Here is a 24261-nt window from a genome sequence, read left to right as displayed (position 1 = left end):
TGAAACCGATGGGGTTAAGTTCATCGGCGGGAGTTGGCAAGCCTTTGCAATAAGTTATCGTCGTCATAGCTTTTTGGCTACCTCCCTCAGTTCTGACTAGATACTCGCGGCTACGCCAACGGTTAATTCGTTACCCGATTTATTGAATAAAGAAATAAAATTTAATCAATCCAGTTGGAATAGTCTTATGCAAGAGAAATACGGAATCAGTAAGCGTTATGCTAACGGAGTAATTTCATTAGCCAGAGGAAAAACCTCCAAGTCGGTGAAACCGATGGGGTTAAGTTCATCTGCGGGAGTTGGCAAGCCTTTGCAATAAGTTATCGTCGTCATAGCTTTTTGGCTACCTCCCTCAGTTCTGACTAGATACTCGCGGCTACGCCAACGGTTAATTCGTTACCCGATTTATTGCCAATTAAGTCAACAATATCATATCGACTCCGGACCGCCAGCCGTCCGAGAAGCTCATCAGCCAGCCGTTGAGTTCCCATCGGTGCAACGTGCAAGACCGTCACACAAAGTCGAGTAGCTGCTTCTTGGGGAGTTAAACTAGACATTTTTGTATTATATCATCAAAAATGTATAGTTATGTCAATGATTGTCTAGATATTTACGGACTGTTAGTTAACCCTGTCCGGTTGTGTGCGTCTTTACATAACTAAATTTTTCTTTACATATTGCAACTTTGATTTCTAGAGGCTATACTCTTTTCAAACGAGTAAAACTCAGCTTTTTTCATCAGCTATTGCTAAGTCTGCACCCTTTAAGCTATATACAACAATGATGAGGTTTCCGATGAAATTTGGTGTAGTCTGGTAAAGCCGTCCATGACCTGAAAGAGGAACTCATTTCTCAAGCTCTATAGTAGGGAATTACCAGCCCAATCCGGCGTCGTTTCAGTGAGTTAATTCTTTCTCTTGAAAAGTAAAAGGAGAGAGCATCCCGTTTTGGACAAAGCATTACCTAAAGTAACGCAATTGCAAGGGTTTCAGCCCCATTCAAAGAGCCAACGTGCCAAATTGGGATGCTCCCTAAAAGGAAGGGAAATGTGGCACAAGTATTCCCACTCAAGGGTTAGTTCACCCTTTGTTTATCGCAAGTTAAGGGTTCATAGCATTTACCATCCTGTAGTCTGATGCGGACAAAGCCTTCAGCGTTTAAGGTTTTCTCAACCAAAAACCTGAGCGGAGGGAAAAGCCGCACAAGCATCAAACGCTTAATTAAGATTAACCCTTGTTGAAATCGAGGATTAGACCAACTTATGAACAGTAAACATAGACAGCATATTGCTCTCATCTCAGTTCATGGCGATCCCGCCGTGGAAATTGGTAAGGAAGAAGCGGGTGGACAGAATGTTTACGTGCGCCATCTGGGTGAAGCCCTTGCCCATCTGGGATGGCATGTAGATATGTTTACCCGAAAAGCCAGTGCTGATGATCCTGTCATCGTAGAACATAGTCCACGTTGTCGGACTATTCGTTTGAAAGCCGGTCCAGAGGCATTTGTCCCACGGGATAAGATCTTTGGCTATACTGGCGAGTTCTTAGATAATTTGCTGAGGTTTCAGGAGTGGGAAGGTGTTCGGTATTCCCTGGTTCATACCAACTATTGGATTTCTGCATGGGTGGGGATGCAATGGAAAAAGCGGCAATCGATTCCCCAAGTTCATACTTACCATTCTCTAGGTGCGGTTAAGTACCAGTCAGTCGAAGCGATCCCCATGATTGCTGGTACTCGATTGGATGTGGAAAAAGCGGTGTTAGAGACAGCCGAACGCACTGTGGCTACATCTCCCCAGGAAAAAGACCATATACGATCGCTGGTTTCGAGTAAGGGTCATATTCAGATCATTCCCTGTGGCACAGACATTCAACGCTTTGGGGCGATTGACCGCACTCAAGCAAGACAACAATTAGGATGGAATCCTGATGAAAAAATCATCTTTTATGTGGGACGCTTTGATCCGCGTAAAGGCATAGAAACCCTGGTTCGCGCTGTGGGTTGCTCTCAGATACGCCATGATCCCCAAGTGAAACTGATTATTGGTGGGGGATCTCGTCCCGGTTACAGCGATGGGATTGAGCGAGAACGGATTGAGGCGATCGTTGATGAACTGGGGATGAGGGATATCACCACATTTACCGGACGCATTCGCGATGAACTTCTATCGGTTTACTATACGGCGGCTGATGTCTGTGTGGTTCCCAGTCACTATGAACCCTTTGGTCTGGTGGCAATTGAAGCCATGGCTTGTAGTACGCCAGTTATTGCCAGTGATGTCGGTGGGTTGCAATTTACGGTTGTACCCGAAGAAACCGGATTACTAGCGCCGCCTAAAGATGAGGTGGCTTTTGCTGAGGCAATAGACCGCATTCTATCTCACCCCGACTGGCGCAATCAATTGGGTCAAAGGGCAAGATGGCGGGTGGAGGAAAAGTTTAGCTGGGATGGTGTGGCGCATCAACTCAGTGATCTTTATCTCCAGTTAGTCCGAAATTCCTCCCAGGTGTTGGAACAAGCCAGCGCGTGAATTACCCAGCGCTGACCTGTTGTGTTCTGATTCTTGCAGCTAGGCGTTTCAGACGGTAGGGGTTTGGTAACTAAACCCCTATCGTCTTTTGATGCCTTTTTCAACACTCAAAACGACTCCCTGTTCCCATTTGTGATTCATAGTTCGTTACAATCGAAAGGACACGACGAACAAAAAATCAAGGATAAAGGACAAAGGACTAAGGACAAATGACCGATGGCTGAACTTCCTCAAACGTTAGACGAAGCGATCGCTCAAGCTCGCGAAGCGACACAAGCCGCCCTCAATGATGGATACACTCGCCTGCAAGTCGAGTTAGTGTTTCCAGAGATTGCCCTGCAAGCCCAATCCATTGCATGGCAATTTACCCCGATCTTTGAACAGTATGGTTCGGGGCTAAAGGTTCTCTTCCCTGATGCTGGGGCGGCGGCACTTGCCCGTCGAGACTGGGGAGAAACACCGTTCAAAGTGACAGACATTGGCACAAGTCGCTCCCCTGTCGAAAGTAGGATTCAGCCAGAGGATGAGGCGTTTTTGATTGTTTCCCCTTCGGCGGTGGAAGTGAGTCAAGTGGAAAAACTCTGCAATTTGGCAGGCGATCGCCCCTGTGTCTTACTCACGCCTCAGCTTGAAGATCTGAAAGTGGTGGGTATTGGCTACGCCGCCCGTCAACTCCGTGAACGGTTTCTCAGTACCCTAACCTCTTGTTACTACGTCCAACCTCTGGATGGAGCGGCTCTACTTCGGGTTTATCCGGGACTATGGCAGATCTGGCTGGAAAAGGAAAATGCCTATCAGCTTATTGCTGAAGAACCGCAAAAACCTGTAGGAGATGCCTTAGAACTGATTATTGCTAAAGTAACGGGTAGCGGTGACTCAGAAGATACACCTGCTGCAAAAAAACCAGGGTTTCTCTCTACGCTACAGAGCTTTTTAGACGCATTGAGTCGTTAATTAAAAATCTAAACGCTAAACGTCAAAAACCCACTATATCTAGCGTCTTTTTCGCAAAAATGTTGAAAAAGCGCTATCTATGATATGATTCTACAATTTATCAAGTCAATGTAATAATTGAAATTGCATAAAAAATTTTGATCGAGGGTGCAAAAACCGACAGTAAATCTTCCCTGGAACATGTCCAATGAATCCTTCTTGTGAGGAGAATGAGCCAAACCTATTCCATGGGGAAGCATCTCTCCAAGCCTTTTTTGATCTTTCTGCTGAGTTGTTGTGTATCCGTGACAGTAACGGGTATTTTAGAGAACTCAACTCAGTTTGGGAAAAGACTCTAGGCTGGACGTTAGATGAACTGCGATCGCGCCCTTGGTTAGAGTTTGTTCATCCTGATGATGTGGCATTCACCTTTGATATGGAGAATCAATGTCACACTCTCCAGGATAATAAAACCCCAATATGCCTTAAAAATCGCTTTCGTTGTCGAGACGGAAGCTATCGTTGGCTGTCTTGGCGTTTGGGAGCCTATCAAAATAGTGTAAGCCATGGTATTGCCCATGATGTCACCGAAAGCAATTGGCGAGGGAGTCAGGCATATCGCAAAGGAGTCCAGGAAACCGTTAAGCTACGCGATCAAGCGATCGCGGCGAGTAGTGTCGGCATTGTCATTGCTGATGCGCGTTTGCCAGATATGCCCCTTATCTATGTTAATCCTGCCTTTGAGGAAATAACAGGTTACTCTGACGCTGAAGTCCTCGGTTATAATTGTCGTTTCTTGCAAGGAAAAGATACCAGTCAGCCAGCCGTTGATCAACTCCGTGCGGCGATTAAAGCTGGAGAAAATTGCACCGTTACCTTACTCAATTACCGGAAAGATGGAACACCATTCTGGAATGAATTGACAATTTCCCCCATTTATGATGATAGAAATAACCTAACTCATTTTGTCGGCATCCAATCCGATATTAGTGATCGGATAAAAGCGGAACAAGCCCTACGCTTAGAACAAGAAAAGTCAGAACGGTTATTGCTCAACATTTTACCCAAGCCTATTGTTGACCAATTAAAACAGTTTGAGGGAAGTTTAGCACAACAATTTACGGAAGCGACTATCTTATTTGCTGATATTGTCGGCTTTACGCAGCTTTCGGCTCAAATGTCTCCCTTAGAACTGCTTAATCTACTAAATAATATTTTTTCTGTTTTTGATAAATTAGCCGAAAAACATGGCATTGAGAAAATCAAAACCATTGGCGATGCTTATATGGCTGTGGCGGGTTTACCTGTAGCAAATGATCATCATGCTGAGGCAATTGCAAACATGGCGTTGGATATGCAACAAGCCATTCAACAATTTAAAACACCACAAGGGGAACCCTTTCAAATTCGCATTGGCATTAATACGGGACTTGTGGTAGCTGGTGTAATTGGGATTAAAAAGTTTAGCTATGATCTTTGGGGAGATGCAGTTAATGTGGCGTCTCGCATGGAATCATCTGGACTTCCCGGAAAAATTCAAGTGACAGCGGCGACAAAAGAGCGTTTGCAGGATAAGTATGTATTTGAAAAACGGGGTGCGATCGTGGTTAAGGGAAAAGGGGAAATGATCAACTATTGGCTGGTTGGGAAGCAGGAGTAGTAGAGACGTGCCATGGCACGTCTGGGAGATGGGGAAGATGGGAGTTAATGCAAAATTCAGTCAGGGCGGGTTTTGTACTCCAGTTAGGGTTAATTATCAAAGTTAGTCCCTAAACCCGCCCCTACACAGTCAAAACTATACTATAGTTGTTTCACATAAACGCGATCGCACCGCTTTGTCTCTACCCCTGTGGTTGGCTGATAGCCGCTACTTTCATAAAGCTGGATGGCTTCTTTGAGGGCGCTAGCGGTTTCAATCCAAATTTCTTGGAAACCCCGGTTGGCAATTGTTTCCTCAAGCTGTTGCAACAAAAATTTACCGAGTCCTTGTCCTCTAAACTCTGGAAGCAGGTACATTTTACGGATTTCTACAGCGTTTTTGCCGCGTTCGATTGGATAATACGCCGAGGTTCCCACAACTTTACCTTGGTATTCGATTACCCAAAACTCTCCCCCAACCGTTTGATAGAAGGTTTCGACGTCAACCACATCGCGATCGGCTCTCCTTGGTTCCCAAGTTAAGCCGTATTCTGACAAGACTGAACCAATAACCTCGGCGGCGTTGACGCGATCGCGCGGTTCCCAGTCACGAATTAAAAAGTCACGGTAATAGGTTTTCATTGTGTACGAAATAAAGAATATCGAGTTTTATTATCGTCTTTGCTTGCCTTTCGAGCAAATGTCAGAACTCACAATTGTGGTAAGCTGTTCGGCATTTAAACCTTAATATCAATAACGGCGAAAGCCTTGTAGTGCGAGCATCTTGCTCGCTACTAATACCCAATTTAAATGCATGACAGCTTACTCTGTCAAGCTAAGCTGTTCCACATTTAAAGCTTAATGTCAATAATGGTGAAATCCTTGTCGTAGTGTGAGCATCTTGCTCACTACTAAGTAGTCGGACTTATTTAGGGTAAATGCTGGTAAAATTATCAGACACTACACTAAATTAATTCACAATAGACCACGAAAAATTAAACATTAACCCCAAATAATGCTCAACCTCTGGGATATTGCCGCGATCGATCAACATGCTCACAACCTACTGAACCCCTCCGCCACAAAGCGTTATCCTTATACAGCGGCTTTTACGGAAGGGTATCATCCTGATATTATTAATCATCATGCCCGTTATAGCCTGTTCTACCGTCGCAGTTTACGGGATATTGCTCAACTTTTGGATTGTGAGCCAACAGAAGCTGTAATTCTTGAACATCGCAGGCAACTAGGGTTAGAAAAACTCACACAGAAATGTTTTCATGCCTCTAACCTTGAGGCAATATTTCTCGATGATGGCTTTTTGCCCGGTGATATTATGCCCCTCGAATGGCATCAGCAATTTGTTCCTGTGCAGCGGATTCTGCGATTGGAATATCTAGCAGAAAAGCTGATTATAGAGACTGATGACTTCAAGACATTTTGGGAACAATTCCGGAGTCAGATTGATCCACCATCGGCTGGAATTGTGGGATTTAAAAGTGTTGCGGCTTACCGAACAGGTTTAGATATTCAATGGACACCCAAGGAGTTTGCTAAACAACGATTTTATGAAATCAAGCCAACGTCAAGTCAATCCTTACGCCTATCAGATAAGCCATTTATTGATTTTGTAATCACCCAAGCTCTAGAAATTGCTAGCAAATACCAGTTACCGATACAATTTCATACAGGGTTTGGTGACCCGGATTTGGATCTGCGCTTGAGCAATCCCTTGTATCTGCGATCGCTCCTTGAAGATAAACGTTTTGAAAACGTCCCCATTGTCCTACTACACGCGGCTTATCCCTATAGTCAGGAAGCTGGATATTTAGCATCCGTTTATCCGCAAGTCTATCTAGATTTTGGATTAGCCGTTCCGTTTTTGAGTCATGCTGGAATGCGTCGAACGGTTCAGCAACTGTTAGAACTGACGCCAACCAGTAAACTGATGTATTCCTCAGATGCTCACAATATTCCAGAATTGTATTATTTGGGCGCAAAATGGGGGCGAGAGGTGTTAAGTCAGGTGTTAGATGGGGCGATTCATGATGGTGATTTGACAGCAAAGGAAGCTGAATCAGTTGCTTATGCGATTCTCTGTGACAATGCCCGAAAACTTTATTTGGAAAAGTCATAAATAATAATTAATGAGTCATAATAAAAATTGCATTTTAATTTTTATTTCGCCTAGATTTAGATAGTATTTGTAGGGGCGGGTTTAGGGATTAACATTGATAATTGACCCTAACTGGAGTACAAAACCCGCCCTTTCCCTAGAATTAATATAGCGAGATCATATCTGTAGGGGCGGGTTTAGGGATTAACATTGATAATTGCTCCTAACTGGAGTACAAAACCCGCCCTTTCCCTAGAATTAATATAGCGAGATCATATCTGTAGGGGCGGGTTTAGGGATTAACATTGATAATTGACCCTAACTGAAATACAAAACCCGCCCTTTCCCTAGAATTAATATAGCGAGATCATATCTGTAGGGGCGGGTTTAGGGATTAACATTGATAATTGACCCTAACTGAAATACAAAACCCGCCCTTTCCCTAGAATTGATATAGCGAGATCATATCTGTAGGGGCGGGTTTAGGGATTAACATTGATAATTGACCCTAACTGAAATACAAAACCCGCCCTTTCCCTAGAATTAATATAGCGCGATCATATCTGTAGGGGCGGGTTTAGGGATTAACATTGATAATTGACCCTAACTGGAGTACAAAACCCGCCCTTTCCATAGAATTGACTCTACCCAAGCTACTTGAATGTTCAAAATGTTACAACATTTTAAGAGGTAGAACCGGACTAAAATGCTAATATGCCTTCCCAGAAGTTTCGTCGTCAGTTGCGTCAAGAAGCACATCAATGGCAAAGTGAGGGGTTAATTGATCCCTCTGTCTATGAACAACTTGCCCAACGCTATCAATTTGGGGAACTCGAAACGGCTTCCCGTAACCAATTTGTCTCGATTCTGCTACTGATCGGCAGTATCCTTTTAGGCGTAGGCGCGATCGCGTTTTTCGCCGCCAACTGGCAAGTTTGGTCGCGAGAGTTGAAAGTAGCGTTACTCCTGCTGCTGTTTATTGGATTCAATACAGCAGGCTTTGTTTTGTGGCAACGTCCTAAAGGAGGACAACGCCGTTTAGGACAAATATTGCTGATGCTAGGGGCGCTGATATTGGGGGTAAATATGGCGCTGATATCCCAACTCTTTCAGCAAAATCGACCCGCTTACCAATTGCTGCTGCTTTGGGGAGTTGGTGTCTTGGGGATGGCGTATAGCTTGCGGCTAACTGGCTTAGGCATACTTTCTGCCCTTTTGATCACAATTGGATATATTCAGGGACAAGGACAACCCGAATTTTTAGCGATTGGAGAGATAGGTTGGCTGCGGCTGATGGTACGATTTATGCCCGTAGTCGCGGGTGTGATGTTTATTCCCTTAGCCTACTGGTGTGGTTCTCGGTGGATATTTCGCCTCGGTGCGATCGCGGTGATTTATTCATTGGAGGTGAACTTACTAAGCCTCAACGTTTTAATCGCCCCCGCCTGGGTTAGCGCGATCGCTTGCGCCCTTCCCCCAGCATTATTATGGGGGTACAGAGATAGGTTCTGGAGACGGTATCTTCCCAATGCTAAGTCCTTCGAGAGTACAGCCCGCACACTTGCTATTATTTTCCTCAGTCTCTTATTTTCCCTCTTATCGTTCTATTGGATGTGGAATGTTTCCTTTATGCCATCTGCCAATAACGCCTTTCATGTACCGTGGTATATTTTGGTCAATCTGTTTATCTTCGTCAGCATAACAATTTGGGAATGGCTGCATCGTTGGCGTCAGTTCAACCGAACAACTAGCTTTGTGGCTTTCATGATTGTGATTAGCGCCGTCATTCCCTATTGGCATCTCAGGACGGGTTCTTTAGATATCGCGGCAGTATTAACGTTCAATTTAATGTTACTTGTTTTAGCGATCGGTATAATCCGTAAAGGAATCACCCAAGCCCAACGACGTTTTTTCTGGGGAGGGTTGGTGCTATTAACGTTGCAAGTCTTAAGTCGGATGGTTGAGTACAATACCGATTTACTGTTCAAATCCCTAGTTTTTTTACTGTGCGGTTGCGGTATTATAGCGGCTGGGGTAACTTTTGAATACTATATTCGCGCTCAACACTCAAAATAATTTTTCTCTTCCCTAGTCTCTAGTCTATAACAAATGACGTAGCTTGCTTCTCGCGCTCTTCGAGTATGACGAATGACAAATAACGAATGACAAATGACAAATAACACTACCCCTTCTATCCCTTTCCGGCGATTTTGGCTCACTTTGTTATTTCAAACAGCTTTAATCCTGGCTGTGCCTGCCCAAGCGATTTACACTCATATCGCAGGTAAAATTATCATTTTGCAAACAGCCCCCTTAGAACCCTACAATCTATTGCGAGGCTACTCTCAAACTATGAGGTATGACATTTCTAGTCAAGAGCAATTACGCGGTTTACCAGGTTGGAACAATTTACCTAAACAACAAAGTGATGACAACACCGTAATGTTTATTAAGCCAGGAACTCACTTTTATGTAATTTTAGCAGAACCGATTTCACTCAGGTTGCCTGGACTACCACAACCATGGGAACCTATTTCTCTGAGTCTCAAACGTCCTACCAATCTCAACAACAATCAGGTTGTTTTGAGAGGAATTGCCCAACGGGGATTAATTGAGTATGGACTCGAAAATTATACTATGCCTGAAGCAGAACGGAATCAGATTAATGATGATCTGCGGGCAGCAAGACTTGCCAATCCTGAACAAACCCAACAAATTCCGCCTATTGTTATGGAAGTTAAAGTTGATGCTTGGGGAAATGCCGTTCCGATTAGTCTTTGGGTACAGACTGGTGAAGCGAATCAACAAAATATTCGCCAGTATCGTCTCTGATTGAGTCATTCGTCTTATGTCATTTGTCTTTAATAGTGGAGGTTGTCAGTTGGGTTTCGACTTCGCTCAACCCAATCAAAGGCTAAAGCCCTTACTACGAACTGTGTCACGCCCCGACAATTGAATCAGGGCGGGTTTTGTTGTTCATTTATTGATGACAAGTCCTTTTAGTGGCTAAACCCGCCCCTACAGAATTTATTACTTTTGACTGTTGAGTATTTATGACGATTACTTCCAAATTCCCCATCCCGTTAGCAACAACTGAGTTGTAGGTTGGGTTTCGACTTCGCTCAACCCAACCAAAGGCTAAAGCCCTTACTACGAACTGTGTCACACCCCGACAATTGAATCAGGGCGGGTTTTGTTGATATGTTATCAATAAGTTAGGGCGGGTTTTGTTGTTCATTTATTGATGACAAGTCGTTTTAATGGCTAAACCCGCCCCTACAGAATTTATTGCTTTTGACTGTTGAGTATTTATGACGATTACTTCAAACTTTCCCATCCCGTCAGCAACAACTGAGTTTTACAGTTGGCGTAATTATCGTTGTGCTTACGACTATTATCAGCCGAATCAGGCTAGCGATACACCATTGGTGTTAATGCATCCGATTGGCGTCGGATTATCCCGTTGGTTTTGGCATCGCTTTTGCCAACAGTGGTATCAAGCGGGATATTCTCAACCCATTTATAATCCTGACTTACTCGGATGTGGTGACAGTGATATGCCCCATGTTGCTTATCATCCTACAGATTGGGCGCAGCAGTTAAATTATTTTTTACAGACTGTTGTCAAAAAACCCGCTATTGTGGTGGTGCAAGGTGCAGAATTACCCGTAGCCCTTTCTCTCGTCCAGTTGCCAGATGCATCCAATTATGTCAAAGGATTGGTATTATCGGGTCCACCGTCTTGGGCTGTAATGACTCAGGAAACCTCTACGTTGAAGCACAAACTTGCCTGGAATCTGTTTGATTCGCCGTTTGGTCGTCTATTCTATCGCTACGCCCGTCGTCGTCAATTTTTACGTTCGTTTTCCTCAAAGCAGTTATTTGCTGAACCAGACGATATTGATGAACAATGGTTAGACAGTCTCAGAAAAGGTGCTGCTGATACCGCTAGTCGCCACGCCGTTTTTTCGTTCTTATCTGGGTTCTGGCGACAAGACTATCAACAGGTTATTGCTTCCATTCAGCAACCGACATTTGTGGTAGTAGGCGAAGAAGCCAGCAGTATCAGTCGCGAGGGGAAATTGGAAACACCTGAGCAACGTTTAGAGTATTATATCAAGCATTTTTCCCAAGGTCAGGGGTGTAAAATTCCGGGTCGAAATGTTTTACCTTATGAGTCAACGGCGGCTTTTGTCTCAGTTGTTGCCGATTGGATTAATCTAACAGTAAAGATGTAAGTTAATGATTGTTATAAAAAACCATTTATAGACAAAGAAAATATGAATTGTTTTGTAGGGGCGCAAGGCTTGCGCCCTCCCCTGCATTATACCAATCCAGGTTAGCCACCCCCTTTATAATTTAGTCCGTGTCGGCATTTTTTTTTATAGTTTCGCAAGTTCCAATCGTCAGGGCAAAAAAGAGAGGTTACTGAATATAATTTAACGATTCCTTTGGTTTCTATCAACTACAGTTGCGGCACTGGCAATTGCCCAAATCCATACAATTAAATAGATTGGAATACCAATAATAGCTCCAAATACTGTAAAACAAAGTGCAATAGCAAAGATTGCCAGTACGATCTGGATTATTCCTTGTACTACTTTTCCTACAATTAAAGTGCCTACTCCAGGTAGAACAATATTGAGAAGTATTCCTAATAATTTCATTCGTCACTCCCTGATTATAAATTTTATGGTTCAACTTAAATTACAATCAATAAAACTTAAAGCTTTTTCTCGCTCAAAACCTTACGTAGAGCCTTGATAGCATTATCTAGTCCTGTTTCAACAATAGTGCCAGTGCCACCTGCATACTTAATGATATCGCCAGAATTGACAATCACTGCAATACTATCACCACTGGATACAGTTAACTTAAAAAGCTGGGCTTGCTTCATTAAATTTCCGTTTGGCAAAGTATAGTTAGTCGATTCATCACGGGTAGAAACAGCTACAACATCTCTGTAGTGAAATTCATCATCTTGTTCATTTAGAGGAACGCCTCTGATAAAGTTATAATGGCACTGATAAGAACTAAGTCTATGCTCTGTTAAATGTACTACTGTAATCGCATTGATACTAAATCGAATACGACCATCTTTACCCTTCTTGCAAGCTAACTCTTTAGTGTCAATCCCATTGGTTTCCCATAGAATAGGACCTCTAATAGAAATAGACTCTCTGATTAATTCAGATTCATCTATATTGAGACGTTGAAGTGAGCGTTTTTTAAGAGATTCAATATCATTGATTAACCAAGCATCAATAGTCTGATCACCCGGCGCATCAAACAGGGGTTTGACTTCTATAAATAACCATAATCCTCCCGCCAGCACCAAAATTAATCCTATGGTAGATTGTGTTGATATAATTAAGCCAATTACAATCAGTATGATGGGCCACTTTAACTTAGGCTTGGCAAAATAATTTTTAATTCGTTTCCTTTTATCATCTTCTGAACTATTTTGAAATGCATCCATCGCTATTATCTCCCTTTAAACAAGCTCTTGAACAAGTAGTGCATACAATGGGTTGTCAAACATTGGCAATCTTTGTAATAAGGCAATCAACCTATTTATATTCGTGTTGCAAGAGAGAGCAGTCGTGATAATATCATTAACAGATGGTGGTGGATAATTAGTTATTCCATTACCATTGAAATAGTCATCTCGAACAAGAGCGCGAAACCACAGAACAGTACCATCTGAGTCTCCCATCACAGTCGCGGTGTTGAGCAGTTGATCGATTTCTTCCACTTCACTACGGTTTAAAAGCTTTGGTCGCTTACCTTTCAAAAGTGCTATTGCTAGGTAATAGTAGGCATCACTGCTTGCATGACCTGTTTCAATAGCAGATCTAAGCGCCTTGATCGCCTCCTGATAGGCGTTTGCTTCCAGCAACTCAATCCCCCGATTCAACAGCATCGTTGGATCAGGCTCAGAAGGGCTTTGAATATTTAGGTTAAACTGCGTATCAACCCACTGATTTCGCTGGTCATAGTTTGTCATAATCCTTAGCCACAATCTAGTTACAAAAAGATTGTTTGCTTCTTAGAAGAAGGTTTGAACCAGTTCAGCAACTTTCATTAAAGCTGTGACAAGACCACCCGCTCCAGCTACTCCCTGTATCAGATTCTTTGCCGTATTGATATGGTTCAATATAGTGGTTTTACTGGGTTCAGGCTTGTTGGCTTGCTGAACAACCTTCGTAATGTGGTAATTGACATCTGTAGCTAGTTCAGCATCGATAACCTCGGCATCTCTTGCTTTTGCTACCTCATCCTTAATCTTCTCTAATTCACAAACAAGATCAGCGCGGTTTTCAACAGCACTTAAGTTTATGTTGCCAGCAGCGTTGTACTGATAAGTTACCTTTTGACCACGCTGGTCGAAAACTGACATACTCCTATCTCCTAGTTGCTATTGGCTAGCGATCGCTTAGTTTTTCTTGAGAACTCTGAGTATAATTACTGTTTAACCCAAGAAATTAGGCGTTTTTACTTACTATAAACTACTTATACTTAGTAATTAACTGATAAACGTCAGTAATTACGCTAGGATTACATCAGGAATTTAGAGGGCTTCTACTATGGCATCCACAGATGAGCAGTTTAACCAGGCGTCAAACCACTGGGACTTGGAAACACTGTATACAGACCTCGCGTCGGCTAAAGGCAAGCGTCTGACACCCGTTGAGAAGTTACATTTGCGGGGTTTGCTTTGCGGTTATAGTCCGACGGAAATAGCAGAGAAGCTTGGTAAGAATGTTAAGGGAGTGGAAACCGATCTCTGTGCCACTTTGTATCGATATGTTAAAAGCTTGGTCAACAAATGTAATAAAAAAATAGAAAATTGGAGAAATGTTACAGAATGGCTTGAGGAGGCTGGCTATAAAGTTCAGTCACCTGCTGACTTAGCTGTCAGTGATTTGTTGCCGGAAAAGAGCGTAGTTAATATCAGTAATATTAGTATGGAGAATAATCAAATAGTAATCGCTTTTAATCTACGCATACCGACCACATCCTCTGCAGAAAGTTTAAACGATGATTCTTTGACTAATATGGAGCAGGCTTTGGACTTGAAAAATACTTTTAACGAAAATATTTCTAAAAATTCAAATGGGTAGATAAATGATTTGGCATTGATGTTCTGTATCTAAAGATACTTCTGCAATAAGTATCAATTCATTTGTTGTTTTAGCAATACTCATATCATAGTGGCAATGGTGCGTTACGCTACGCTAACGCACCCTACAGATTTTCTGAATATAATGTGCTTTTTTCCGCCTTTAGTTGCATGAGATTTCTCACCACAGGTGATGGATTCGGCTGTTAGTTCTTACCAGTGATATTTGAGGTGGGGGAGATCTTACAGCGCAAAGCGCTGTAATAAAGTACAGTAGATCAAAGTCCCCCTTTTTAAGGGGGATTTAGGGGGATCGACAAGGTACCGCATAGCAGAGCAAACTGCTGTATATTATCATGTTGGGTTAAACTCAGTTTGATGTGGGAGGATGCCAACCGGCTATGACCCATTGTTGTCTAACTGTAACTGATACGATATTGTTCAGTTGTAGGGCTATAACGGTGGCTCGACCGCAGGCAGTACGTCCCAGAATTTGAGTGCCATCCTCGCTCCATGCAAAATGTCTTGACCATTTTTGCTTTCTCGGATTAAATAGCTTCACTCTTTTACCAGTTAGTGGGTCTTCTGCATCGCTTTGTATCCCCTTATAACTGTTACATAGACGACAAGCTAACCATAAATTATCTTCCTCATCTGTACCTCCTTTTGCTTTAGGAATAATATGTTCAATTTCCAAAACTCCCAAAACATATTTCTGTAAACTACGACAGTAACCGCATTAATTACCAGCTTGGGTGCGAATTTTGTCCCGCACTGTTTCAGATATCCAGCCTGTGTTCATGTATTTAAAGGTTCTCGCAAGCCTCGCTGAACTGCCTCACGTAATGCCTGAGCTTTAAGTAATAGTTTCTCTTGATAAACTTGCATCAAAGCCCACAGTTGAGAACGTTCAGCATCTGTCAGCGTTCCCGCCTGTTGATTATAGAGCAATTCGCTTAAGCGTTGGTCTTGTTCAGGTGTCATCTGCGATTCAGTTAAAGCGATAACCTCCTGATTAGAAAGCGTAGCAACTGATAAACTTTCTCTATTCTCAGTCCATGCCGCTTTGGGCGTAAGCGGAGAGAAAGAAAGGTCAATGACTTGCGCCAAGACATCAGCCACATTGCGGTTAGTCATTTGGGCAAAATATTCAGCTTTTTGGTATATGTCATCTGACAAAGTTATGGTAATTTGAGTTGTCATAGTTATTCCGTTTACTTAACGACTCCTTTTATAATCCAGTCCGCGCAGGCGGACTTAGTTTGTGTAGCGATTTTATCGCCTACTTTCCTCAATCGAACCGCCAATTAAACGGTAGACGCGCATAAATCCCTTTCGGATCATTCAGCGCCTGTAACATTGCCAAATCCTCTTTCAATTTCATGAACTCTGCCATTAAGGGATCAGGCTGTCGCGTAGTATTACTATCATTCCCGACAAACTCTTCAATCAAACGCTCTTCCAAGGTTTGGAAACGAGGATATTCTTCTAATTTCCAATCCTCACCTAAATTTGCCTCTTTAACCGCATACTCAATTGCATCATCGAGTCCACCAATTTCATCGACTAATCCCAACTGTTTCGCATCAATACCTGACCACACTCGCCCTTGAGCAATTTGAGCAACTTTATCTTTGGGTAACTTACGGGACTCAGCCACTTTGTCCAAGAATTTAGAGTAAACTTGGTCAACTATTTTTTGAATCAGGGCTAACTCTTGAGTGGTTTTGGGACGAGAAACGGTTTGGGTATCCGCAAAACGTCCCGTTTTCACGACATCCCACGTAATTCCATTCTCGTTGGCAATTTGCTGGACATTCATCAATAATCCAAACACGCCAATTGAACCCGTTACAGTATTGGGTTCGGCAAAAATCCGGTTACCATAGGTGGAAATCCAATATCCCCCAGATGCAGCTACATCTCCCATGGAAATAATGACAGGTTTGGAGTCGCGAGTAAGTTTGACTTCCCGTTGAATAATCTCAGATGCGGTAGCACTACCTCCCGGACTATTCACTCGTAAGACAACAGCTTTTACTGAATCATCAAGGCGCAATTTTCGCATTTGTGCGGCAAAGGATTCCCCTCCCACCTCTTGGACACTTCCTTCACCATCAACAATTTCACCACTGGCATAAAGGACAGCAATTTTATTTTTAGAAGCGCGTTGATGTTCAGGTTTATCGGCGATATCAGCATAGGTGGACAGGTGAACCTGACGAAAGGATTTCTCTGTTTCACTTTCACCCGTGAGTTCCTGAAGTTGGGCAATAACTTCATCGTAATAGCCCACTTTATCGACTAAGCGGCGTCCGATCGCATCCGAGGCTAAGACAATACCTTGATTATCCGCGATCGCTTGTATTTCTTGGGGCGTTACTTGACGGCTTTTCCCCACCGTTGTCCGAAATTCTGTCCACAGATCTTCGAGTAACGCTTGCATCTGCTGTCGGTTTTCTGGACTCAATTCGGTCAGAACAAAGGGTTCCACCGCTGACTTATATTTGCCTACCCGAATCACCTGAATCCCAATGCCAAATTTTTCTAAAGCCCCGGTGAAAAACATGGGTTGAGAACTAAAACCATTCATTTCCAGGCTACCCATGGGATTGAGGACAATTGTATCTGCGATTGAACTCAGATAATATTCTCCCTCCCCAGAATCGACATCGTAGGCGATAATTTTCTTGCCGCTTTCTTTGAACCGTTCTAATGCTTCTCGCACTTCTTTCAGCGTGGCAAATCCGGTACCACTACTGGTGCTTGTCTGTGATCCATCGAGGTACAGGGCAACAATCCGGGAATCCTCAGCTGCTGCATTTAAGGTATCGACAACGGTGCGTAATGTAATCGTGTCGGTTTCTTCTCCAGATAGTGCTTCTTCAATCGCTCGACTGGTGCTGGATGTGGGATCGGTATCCCGAACGGTTAAGGATAAGTCAAAAACCAGTACCGATTTATCTTTAACTTGGGGTCCAGTATCTCTGGATGCGGCGGTGATAATTAAACTAACCAGTCCAACAGTGCCAATACCGAAAAATAAGGTAAAACCAAGTAGGCTACCCAACATACTGGCAAGAGTTTGTGTAATAAATTTACGCATTTTCGGGTTATCCGTTATGAGTTATTCGTTATCTGTTGTTTATGTTTAGTTGTTGTCTGAAGCGTTTCCAATGGATTTATGATAAGAGTTGAACAGAGAGTCAAGTTTCCTAGTTCGTGGATTGAGTTGATTAATGGGTTGCTCCGTTATAGGCTTTCCTGTATGGACTTGTTTTAACCAGCGCTGAGTGTCAGACTAGGAAACTATAGCTATCCTGACGCACAACTGCTTCTATACTAACTTGAATGGTAATGAATTAAGGCTGGTGGGTTTCGACTTCGCTCAACCCACCCTACGGTATATCAAGGGTTACGGTGATCCAAAAAGGCTTAAATCAGCAACATTCATCCTAACTTGAATGTCACTGAATTGAGAGTTTGTAGTAGGCACGCTTCGTGCCTACTACAAACATTCATCTTAGCTTTTGCAAGGCGTCCGATTGTTTAAATTGAGACAGATTGGCATTTCCTGTACAAAAGAGTACCGTGGTTATTTCCGCGATTAATAACTCTACGAGTTCATCCACCGCCTCTGTAGACTCTGATGCGGCTTGGAGAAAGGGAAAGGCTAATCCGGCTAAATCTGCACCCAGCGCGATCGCTTTGGCAACCTCTAACCCATTGCGTAATCCACCGGAAGCGATTAGGGGAACATCCGGGGCAATGTCTCGAATACTGGTGATACAATCGGCTGTGGGTAATCCCCAGTCGGCAAAGGTTTGTCCTAAGCGACGTTGCTTGAGATTTAATGCCCGTTCACTTTCAACTTTTGCCCAAGACGTTCCCCCAGCACCCGCGACATCAATGGCGCTAACACCTGCGTCAAGTAGTTTCTGTGTCATGGCGGCTGAGATGCCATTGCCGACTTCTTTGGCAATCACAGGTACAGGCAACTTGTAGCACAATTTGTGTATTTTGTCAAGTAAACCGCGAAAATTTGTATCTCCGTTCGTTTGAATACATTCCTGTAAAGGATTGAGGTGCAAAATTAAGGCATCGGCGGCTAACAGTTCCACCACGCGCAAGCATTCATCCAAGCCGTAACTGTAGTTCAGTTGAACCGCACCCAAATTCGCCAATAACAAGATATCCGGTGCAAGCGATCGCACGGCAAAGGTATCCGCCACTTGAGGATTCTCCACCGCGACTCGCTGGGAACCCACACCCATGGCTAATTGATACGTTTGGGCGACTTCAGCAAGGCGAAAATTAATCGTTTGCGCCTGTTGGGTTCCTCCAGTCATAGAGGATATGAGTAAGGGTGCGCCTAAGGTTTTACCCAGAAACCCGGTAGAGATATCAATTTCATCGCGGTTGATTTCCGGTAAACAACAGTGGGTAAACCGATAGCGTTCTAATCCATTGGTGATTTGATTAAACTGCACATCTTCATTGAGACAAATTCTGATGTGATCGGCTTTGCGCGTTTGGGTTTCTGTCATCGTGCTGGAAAATGAGAACAGGGTGGGAGGGTAGGAGAGTTTGCAGCAGGGTTCAGCCAACGATATACTAAAAGACTTTGATTAACTCCACAGCATCTCGTCCATCAAAATCTTGCAGGTAAACTTTAACTTGTTCGTCTCTAGAGGTGGGTAGCTGTTTGCCTGTAAAGTCGGGACATATCGGTAACTCACGATGTCCGCGATCGACCAGAACTAATAACTGAATCACCTGGGGTCTACCGTATTCATTCACCGCATTTAAAGCAGCGCGAATCGTGCGCCCACTAAAGATAACATCATCGACCAATACCACAATTTTGCCCGAAAGATCACAGGAAATCTCGGTTTTCGCTGGAGTACGGACGCCAATCTGATCCAAATCATCGCGGTAGAAGGTAATATCAATCGCGCCCACGGCTACTGATTCCTGTTCTAACATTTCAATTTGCCGTCCTAGCAGCTTGGCGAGGGGAACTCCGCGAGTATAAATGCCTAAAAGCACAAGTTTAGACACATCTCCGGCGCGTTCAATCACCTCAGATGCCAAACGAGTGACAGTGCGGCGCAGTTCTTCAGGGGAGAGAATTTCAATAGTTTGAGTTGGCATTCTCGTTGCTGGTTTGATGGCGGATGGGATAGGACTAGGGGAGAGAATTAGGGATATTGTCTAGAGGGAGTGGCATATAGTTTGGAGTAGGGGCGGGTTGAGGGACTAATATAAATTGCCTTTCCTAATTTGGTTGCAAAACCCGCCCTTTGTTTAAGTTTGGGGTTTTGAGGTATGACCCTTTGTTTCGCTAGTGGAGAATCGAGTTTTGATGCCATATATATAAGGATGGGAATAAATGAGAAGACTCCAGTATTGCGATCGCGATAACCAGCCAAATCAAACAGCAGTATCGGGTCAACTGTAACCCTTGGTCAATTTTGGTCGGTGTAATTGGCTCAACCGGATCACCTAAAAGGGGTTTATATTTGGCAACTCCCTGATACCAGTTGGTTCCCCCAAGTTGTACGCCCAGAATAGCAGCATAAGCGCATTCACTCCAACCGGAATTGGGGCTAGGATCGCTGGTTGCATCTCGGCAGCATAAACTCCACACTTTTTGAGGTTTTCCTGACAAAAGCGCTAAGGTTATTACCGTGAGCCGACAGGGTAGCCAGGTTAAGTAATCCTCAAGTTTAGCACTGAACCACCCTAAATCTGTATAAGGTTCGCGTCGATAACCAATCATTGAATCGAGAGTGCTAGCCGCTTTATAGGCTAAAGCCAAGGGAGAGCTACCCACTATCGGAAAAAACGCGCCAATAATAGCATAAAATAAGGGCGCTGTAACACCATCCGTAGCATTTTCGGCGATAGTCTCTAGAACCGCCCGAAACATTTCAGGTGCTGTCAATTTTTCTGTATCTCGACCCACATATTGACGCAAACGAGAACGCGCTTGCTCTAACTCTTCATCAGTTAGCGGTTGTACCACATCATCAGCCGCGTTTCGTAAACTGCGACCCGCAAAACAGCTTGCTAGCAGAATACTTTCAACCCCAATCCCTACCCAAGGATGAAGCCAGTTTGCTGCCAACACGATGAACCAGCCTGCCATACCACTACCGATAATTAATCCTAACCCCAATCCAATTCCGGCGAGGCGGCGTTCCCAGGGACGATAAAGATTGTGAATTATCCATTGGCTAAAGTGAGAAATCAGCCAACCCATGACTTGGACGGGATGAAGCCAACCCCAAGGATCACCTATCCAGTAATCTAGACTGGCGGCAAGTAACAAAACAATGACACTTCTAGTCAATCTTGTTGCCTTTGAGCGTATCTATATTATCTTCCCAATTAGCACCATCAAACGGCACTCTGGCAAATCGAGACAGGACATCATCATCGAGACAACGCAGGTTAACATCAATCGACTGGGGATGAGAACGGGGGCGATAAAAGGGGTGAATCCCACAAATACGGCAGAATGTATGTTTAGCGGTATGGGTATTAAACGTATATGTTGTTAAAACCTCAGCCCCACTCAATAGAGTAAACCGTTCCGGGGGTACAATTAGGTGGATGAAGCCTTTTTTGCGACAAATTGAACAATTGCAATCGATTGCCTCGTGCTGGTCAACTGTCACACTGAAACGGACAGAACCACAGTGACAGCCCCCTTGATAGGTAATCAGTTGATTCATTATGGTCATTCGAGATCAAAGCCTCTATTAAATCACAAAACTGGTTTGTTCGCCTTGAGCCGCTTGCCAACTTCGAGCATCATAGTAAAGATCGGCAAGGGTTATGCTATATAGGGCATCTTTGAGTTTTTCATGAAGTCGATGCCACAAGGTTAAAGTTACCCAGTCTTCGGCTTGAGTGGCATCTGCCTGGTGGTGGTGTAATGGTTCGATTGTTTCACCAACGGCTGCTAAAATCTGACCCAGAGAAATTTTTGAAGGTTCGCGAGCTAATTGATAGCCACCTTGAGAACCCCGTACTGAATTCACTAAATTAGCACGACGCATTTCAATCAGTAGTTTCTCTAAATAGGGTGCGGGTAGATCTTGGCGCTGGGCAATCATTTTAACGGATGTTGGTCCATAACCGGGCTGTAGGCTGAGATCAAGGAGCGCTTTGACACTATAATGTCCGCGAGTTGTCAACTTCATAGGGATTGTAATCTCTCCTAGCTTGGAGTTGGTTTGAAGCTGGAGTCTAATTCAGCCAGTTTCAGGTTGGGTTGTACAGGGTTAAGAGTTGAACGGGTTTTTTTTTATTGACGTCCCCGGATGGTTGTACTGTCAACTATAACCAGGTGGGTTTTTCCTGAAGCCTGATAACGCCTCCCATCAATCCTGAGTTTTGCACATCATTGGTTTTTGTTGCTGACTCGATCAACTGGAAACGCCCCACCTTATCGCTCCGTATCCATTGCTGACACGTTCTCCAGTCGGCGGTTGATTTGTTAAAAAGATAAATTCAACAAATATAAGCAACCAAGTTGACAGTATCCGTGTAATATAGTTCTATAGAGGATGATATAAGACCAAGATTTTGTTATCTTGGTTATGTATCAGTATAGCGAAATCGCTACCTGAGACCTCACTGTTTAGGTTTAGATTCAAGTTGATGGCTAAAAAGAAAAAAATGGAGTCCAAGATGGAACCCTTAGAGGGTCAAGCACTGCTTGAGAAAGTTAGAGAGCTAGGTAACCTCAGCAAAGAAGAAAAAGCTAGAGCCTGTGGCTACTACACCGTAACTAAAAACGATGTAGAGCGCGTTAATATGATGAAATTCCTGAATGCGCTGATTGACGCTGAGGGTATTGAATTAGATAGCAAAGCCAATGGCAATGGACGCGGGGGTAGGAGTGCGAGCTATCGCATCTCTGTGCAATCTAACGGTAATCTGCTTATTGGTTCTGCTTATACGAAACAGATGGGTTTACAACCTGGGGATGAATTTGAAATCACCTTAGGTCGTAAGCACATTCATCTCAAGCAACTTGGCGCAGAAGAGGAAATTGATGCGTAAGACTCAGGCGATGGCTAAGGAAAAGCTAAACGCCTAAAGAGGCTGACTGTTTACCAGCATTTCAATTGGCTTGAGTCATAGTAGCAACAACGGATAAGTCCGCGTTCCAACCTGATGGTTGGGCGATAGGATTTTTATTGGAGTTGGCAAAAAAGACCCCCGTTATAATCCAGAAGATTTAGCGGGGGATATATCGTGCTATTCATTGAAATGGCTAAGATACAATCCAATGGGGAGAAGTCATCAACAATACCAGAGACACATACATTCCCCAAAACAAAATGAAAATAAATTGTATGTCGCGTCGAGCCACGAGGATAGCCGCGATCGCGAAGGTTAGGGCGACGGAGCTAGAAACGACAGGTAAAAGCTTTCCAGAGGCTTCTAGTAGGAAATAAACAGTAGCGGCGATTGCCCCTAAAGACATGAGACTCAATCCAAAAACCCAGAAACGCGGATAGGATTGAGAGCGGGGCGAATTCCACACGGCGGCAAGTTGAGCGCCACCCGCTAGGGCTAAAGCGGGATAAATTGGTAAACTATACGCCGATAAGGGAGACCCAATTAGACAAACGGCTCCTCCATAAACACCCGTCCAAACCAATACGAATTTTGCCCAACCCCAATTGCGATGAGTCCACGCCAACCCTAATCCATAAGACGCAAAGAGTAACCAGGGAACCGAGAATTTTAAGAACTCCAATAGGTAATCGTAATAGCCAGTAAGAGTCCTGGGAATCTTGACAGAATGCCAAAAGGGTTGTAATGATTCTTGGATCAGATTGGCAGTGAGAAATGCTTGACCCTCAAGCCAGGGTAGAGTATACCAAACCAATCCGGGGATGATACCTAATATCCAACCCAACCACCAATAGCCAGATCTGAGCAGTCTCGGCGTATCCCAGGCAATAAAAATCAAACCGATTGCCAGCAAAAGCAATCCGAATCCAATTCCCTGAGTCAGACAAATTAAAGCGAATCCAATACCGGCTACCAATGACCAACGCAAATCACGACGCGATCGCAACAGACACACCATCATTAGCATGACAAAGCATAACACCGCACTATCCGCGATCGCGAGACGTCCATACTGCACCACAGGTAATACAGTTAAATAAATGAAGCTCGAAAAAAGCGCATTTTGACGAGATGGGAAAATTTCTCGACCGATTCCATAGAAAAGGGGAACAGACAGAGCGCTCAGAAGGGCAGTCGGTAAGCGTGTGATCAAGGTATTATCATTCCCTGTCTTATAAGCCAAAGCAATTAGCCAATACAGTAAGGGTGGATCTTCAACATAGGATTTGTCCCCAAACGTTGGATAAAACCATTGCCAAGATGCCAAAGGCGTGGTAGTTAATTCACCAGCGACCTGATTGATCGTTTGTTCACCCCCATTTAAGAGAGGTGGGCTATCCAGATTTAGGCAAAATAAGAGCAAAGCGGCTAAGAGTAAGCCGAACATCCACATCCGCTCAATCCAACGTTGAGTTTTGCGAATTCGACTCTCTGAGCGTCCCGAAATAAATGTTTGACGATTCATCTTTAAACGAACAAGTTAGAGTGCTGCTGGTCGCCAGTCGTTCACCTTGCTGCCATCCAACAGGTTGCCATTGCCTTCACCGTGACTCAACCCGTGGCGCGACCTAATCAAACGGTGACTTTTCAATTATGACTTTTCAGTTAAAAATAAAAAACTCTGACTACCCCGATCAGCGTAACTTTAGGAATAACTAGAGTGCGTAGTGCTATAGATAGATAGACGTAGCCGCGTTAGGATCAACGTTAGCGTCACACCCGACGGGTTAACCGAATCACTCCTGCCGCTTATTCACAGTAATA

At 43.8% G+C, this 24261-nt stretch carries 22 protein-coding genes and 2 pseudogenes; 9 read left to right on the top strand and 15 right to left on the bottom strand.

Translation table 11 applies throughout. The features are described 5' to 3' along the window. Window positions 1–374 precede the first annotated feature (374 nt). Window positions 375–557: pseudogene (locus RH949_RS20395) on the bottom strand (IS607 family transposase); the annotation flags it as partial. Window positions 558–1261: 704 nt separating this feature from the next. On the opposite strand from RH949_RS20395, the gene RH949_RS20390 reads away from it, so the two are divergent. From RH949_RS20390 to RH949_RS20380, 3 genes are all read left to right on the top strand, one after another. Further along, window positions 1262–2530, top strand: a complete 1269-nt coding sequence (locus RH949_RS20390; protein ID WP_006098902.1) for a glycosyltransferase family 4 protein — start codon at window positions 1262–1264, stop codon at window positions 2528–2530. 216 nt (window positions 2531–2746) lie between these two features. Beyond that, window positions 2747–3484: a DUF1995 family protein gene (locus tag RH949_RS20385; protein WP_006098939.1), complete on the top strand. Its 738-nt coding sequence runs from the start codon at window positions 2747–2749 to the stop codon at window positions 3482–3484. A 187-nt stretch (window positions 3485–3671) separates the two neighbouring features. Further along, window positions 3672–5123, top strand: coding sequence for an adenylate/guanylate cyclase domain-containing protein (locus tag RH949_RS20380; protein WP_446355698.1), 1452 nt, complete (start codon window positions 3672–3674; stop codon window positions 5121–5123). Between the two features lie 140 nt (window positions 5124–5263). Here the strand turns inward: RH949_RS20380 and RH949_RS20375 are convergent, their stop codons facing one another. Then, window positions 5264–5743 carry a GNAT family N-acetyltransferase gene (locus RH949_RS20375; RefSeq protein WP_006098786.1) on the bottom strand — a complete coding sequence of 160 codons (480 nt, stop codon included), beginning with the start codon at window positions 5741–5743 and terminating at the stop codon, window positions 5264–5266. 373 nt (window positions 5744–6116) lie between these two features. Here RH949_RS20375 and RH949_RS20370 point away from each other — a divergent pair, with 373 nt between their 5' ends. The 4 genes from RH949_RS20370 (at window position 6117) to RH949_RS20355 (ending at window position 11455) form a co-directional block, all read left to right on the top strand. Further along, window positions 6117–7238 carry an amidohydrolase family protein gene (locus RH949_RS20370; RefSeq protein ID WP_006099054.1) on the top strand — a complete coding sequence of 374 codons (1122 nt, stop codon included), beginning with the start codon at window positions 6117–6119 and terminating at the stop codon, window positions 7236–7238. A gap of 693 nt (window positions 7239–7931) precedes the next feature. Continuing rightward, complete coding sequence (locus RH949_RS20365) at window positions 7932–9293, top strand: DUF2157 domain-containing protein (RefSeq protein ID WP_006098941.1); 1362 nt, start codon at window positions 7932–7934, stop codon at window positions 9291–9293. Between the two features lie 93 nt (window positions 9294–9386). Next, entirely contained in the window at window positions 9387–10049 is a 663-nt protein-coding gene (locus RH949_RS20360; protein WP_044205214.1) for a GDYXXLXY domain-containing protein, read from the top strand. A 479-nt stretch (window positions 10050–10528) separates the two neighbouring features. Beyond that, the gene (locus RH949_RS20355) at window positions 10529–11455 is read left to right on the top strand and encodes an alpha/beta fold hydrolase (protein WP_446355695.1); all 927 of its coding nucleotides are present in this window, start codon (window positions 10529–10531) and stop codon (window positions 11453–11455) included. Window positions 11456–11656: 201 nt separating this feature from the next. Here the strand turns inward: RH949_RS20355 and RH949_RS20350 are convergent, their stop codons facing one another. The 4 genes from RH949_RS20350 to RH949_RS20335 are packed head-to-tail and all read right to left on the bottom strand — an operon-like array spanning window position 11657 to window position 13617. After that, on the bottom strand, window positions 11657–11884 hold the full coding sequence (locus RH949_RS20350; protein ID WP_446355693.1) for a hypothetical protein: 228 nt from the start codon (window positions 11882–11884) through the stop codon (window positions 11657–11659). A 56-nt stretch (window positions 11885–11940) separates the two neighbouring features. After that, entirely contained in the window at window positions 11941–12696 is a 756-nt protein-coding gene (locus RH949_RS20345; RefSeq protein WP_446355691.1) for a hypothetical protein, read from the bottom strand. Between the two features lie 15 nt (window positions 12697–12711). Further along, window positions 12712–13224, bottom strand: a complete 513-nt coding sequence (locus RH949_RS20340) for a hypothetical protein (RefSeq protein WP_446355689.1) — start codon at window positions 13222–13224, stop codon at window positions 12712–12714. Between the two features lie 42 nt (window positions 13225–13266). Then, window positions 13267–13617, bottom strand: coding sequence for a hypothetical protein (locus RH949_RS20335; RefSeq protein WP_446355687.1), 351 nt, complete (start codon window positions 13615–13617; stop codon window positions 13267–13269). A gap of 187 nt (window positions 13618–13804) precedes the next feature. Here RH949_RS20335 and RH949_RS20330 point away from each other — a divergent pair, with 187 nt between their 5' ends. Further along, window positions 13805–14341 (top strand): helix-turn-helix transcriptional regulator, encoded by a 537-nt coding sequence (locus RH949_RS20330; protein WP_446355685.1) that lies wholly within the window; start codon window positions 13805–13807, stop codon window positions 14339–14341. Window positions 14342–14710: 369 nt separating this feature from the next. Here RH949_RS20330 and RH949_RS20325 read toward each other — a convergent pair. The 8 genes and pseudogenes from RH949_RS20325 to RH949_RS20290 all read right to left on the bottom strand — a co-directional run bounded on the left by RH949_RS20325 (window position 14711) and on the right by RH949_RS20290 (window position 21551). Further along, window positions 14711–15142: pseudogene (locus tag RH949_RS20325) on the bottom strand (HNH endonuclease). After that, on the bottom strand, window positions 15139–15543 hold the full coding sequence (locus RH949_RS20320) for a hypothetical protein (protein WP_006098790.1): 405 nt from the start codon (window positions 15541–15543) through the stop codon (window positions 15139–15141). The pseudogene RH949_RS20325 and the gene RH949_RS20320 overlap by 4 nt, the downstream one beginning before the upstream one ends. Before the next feature lie 88 nt (window positions 15544–15631). Then, window positions 15632–17446 carry a signal peptide peptidase SppA gene (gene sppA, locus RH949_RS20315; RefSeq protein ID WP_446355683.1) on the bottom strand — a complete coding sequence of 605 codons (1815 nt, stop codon included), beginning with the start codon at window positions 17444–17446 and terminating at the stop codon, window positions 15632–15634. Between the two features lie 412 nt (window positions 17447–17858). After that, window positions 17859–18887, bottom strand: a complete 1029-nt coding sequence (fni, locus tag RH949_RS20310) for a type 2 isopentenyl-diphosphate Delta-isomerase (RefSeq protein WP_446355681.1) — start codon at window positions 18885–18887, stop codon at window positions 17859–17861. A 67-nt stretch (window positions 18888–18954) separates the two neighbouring features. After that, window positions 18955–19494: a bifunctional pyr operon transcriptional regulator/uracil phosphoribosyltransferase PyrR gene (gene pyrR, locus RH949_RS20305; protein ID WP_006098953.1), complete on the bottom strand. Its 540-nt coding sequence runs from the start codon at window positions 19492–19494 to the stop codon at window positions 18955–18957. A gap of 190 nt (window positions 19495–19684) precedes the next feature. Then, window positions 19685–20695 (bottom strand): adenosylcobinamide-phosphate synthase CbiB, encoded by a 1011-nt coding sequence (gene cbiB, locus RH949_RS20300; protein WP_044205207.1) that lies wholly within the window; start codon window positions 20693–20695, stop codon window positions 19685–19687. Beyond that, entirely contained in the window at window positions 20688–21080 is a 393-nt protein-coding gene (locus RH949_RS20295; protein WP_006099053.1) for a GFA family protein, read from the bottom strand. Before RH949_RS20295 ends, cbiB begins: the two co-directional genes overlap by 8 nt. A gap of 27 nt (window positions 21081–21107) precedes the next feature. Next, on the bottom strand, window positions 21108–21551 hold the full coding sequence (locus RH949_RS20290; RefSeq protein WP_006099125.1) for an Rrf2 family transcriptional regulator: 444 nt from the start codon (window positions 21549–21551) through the stop codon (window positions 21108–21110). Window positions 21552–22011: 460 nt separating this feature from the next. Here RH949_RS20290 and RH949_RS20285 point away from each other — a divergent pair, with 460 nt between their 5' ends. Next, window positions 22012–22416: an AbrB family transcriptional regulator gene (locus RH949_RS20285; RefSeq protein ID WP_446355677.1), complete on the top strand. Its 405-nt coding sequence runs from the start codon at window positions 22012–22014 to the stop codon at window positions 22414–22416. A 214-nt stretch (window positions 22417–22630) separates the two neighbouring features. On the opposite strand, the gene RH949_RS20280 is transcribed toward RH949_RS20285, so the two are convergent. Further along, on the bottom strand, window positions 22631–23962 hold the full coding sequence (locus RH949_RS20280) for an ArnT family glycosyltransferase (protein WP_446355675.1): 1332 nt from the start codon (window positions 23960–23962) through the stop codon (window positions 22631–22633). Window positions 23963–24261: the final 299 nt, after the last annotated feature.

It is taken from the genome of Coleofasciculus sp. A1-SPW-01 (genome assembly GCF_040217205.1).
Taxonomy (GTDB): domain Bacteria; phylum Cyanobacteriota; class Cyanobacteriia; order Cyanobacteriales; family Coleofasciculaceae; genus Coleofasciculus; species Coleofasciculus chthonoplastes_A.
The sequence above is the reverse complement of the archived record's forward strand: the minus strand, read 5'-3'. Positions and strand labels throughout refer to the sequence as shown.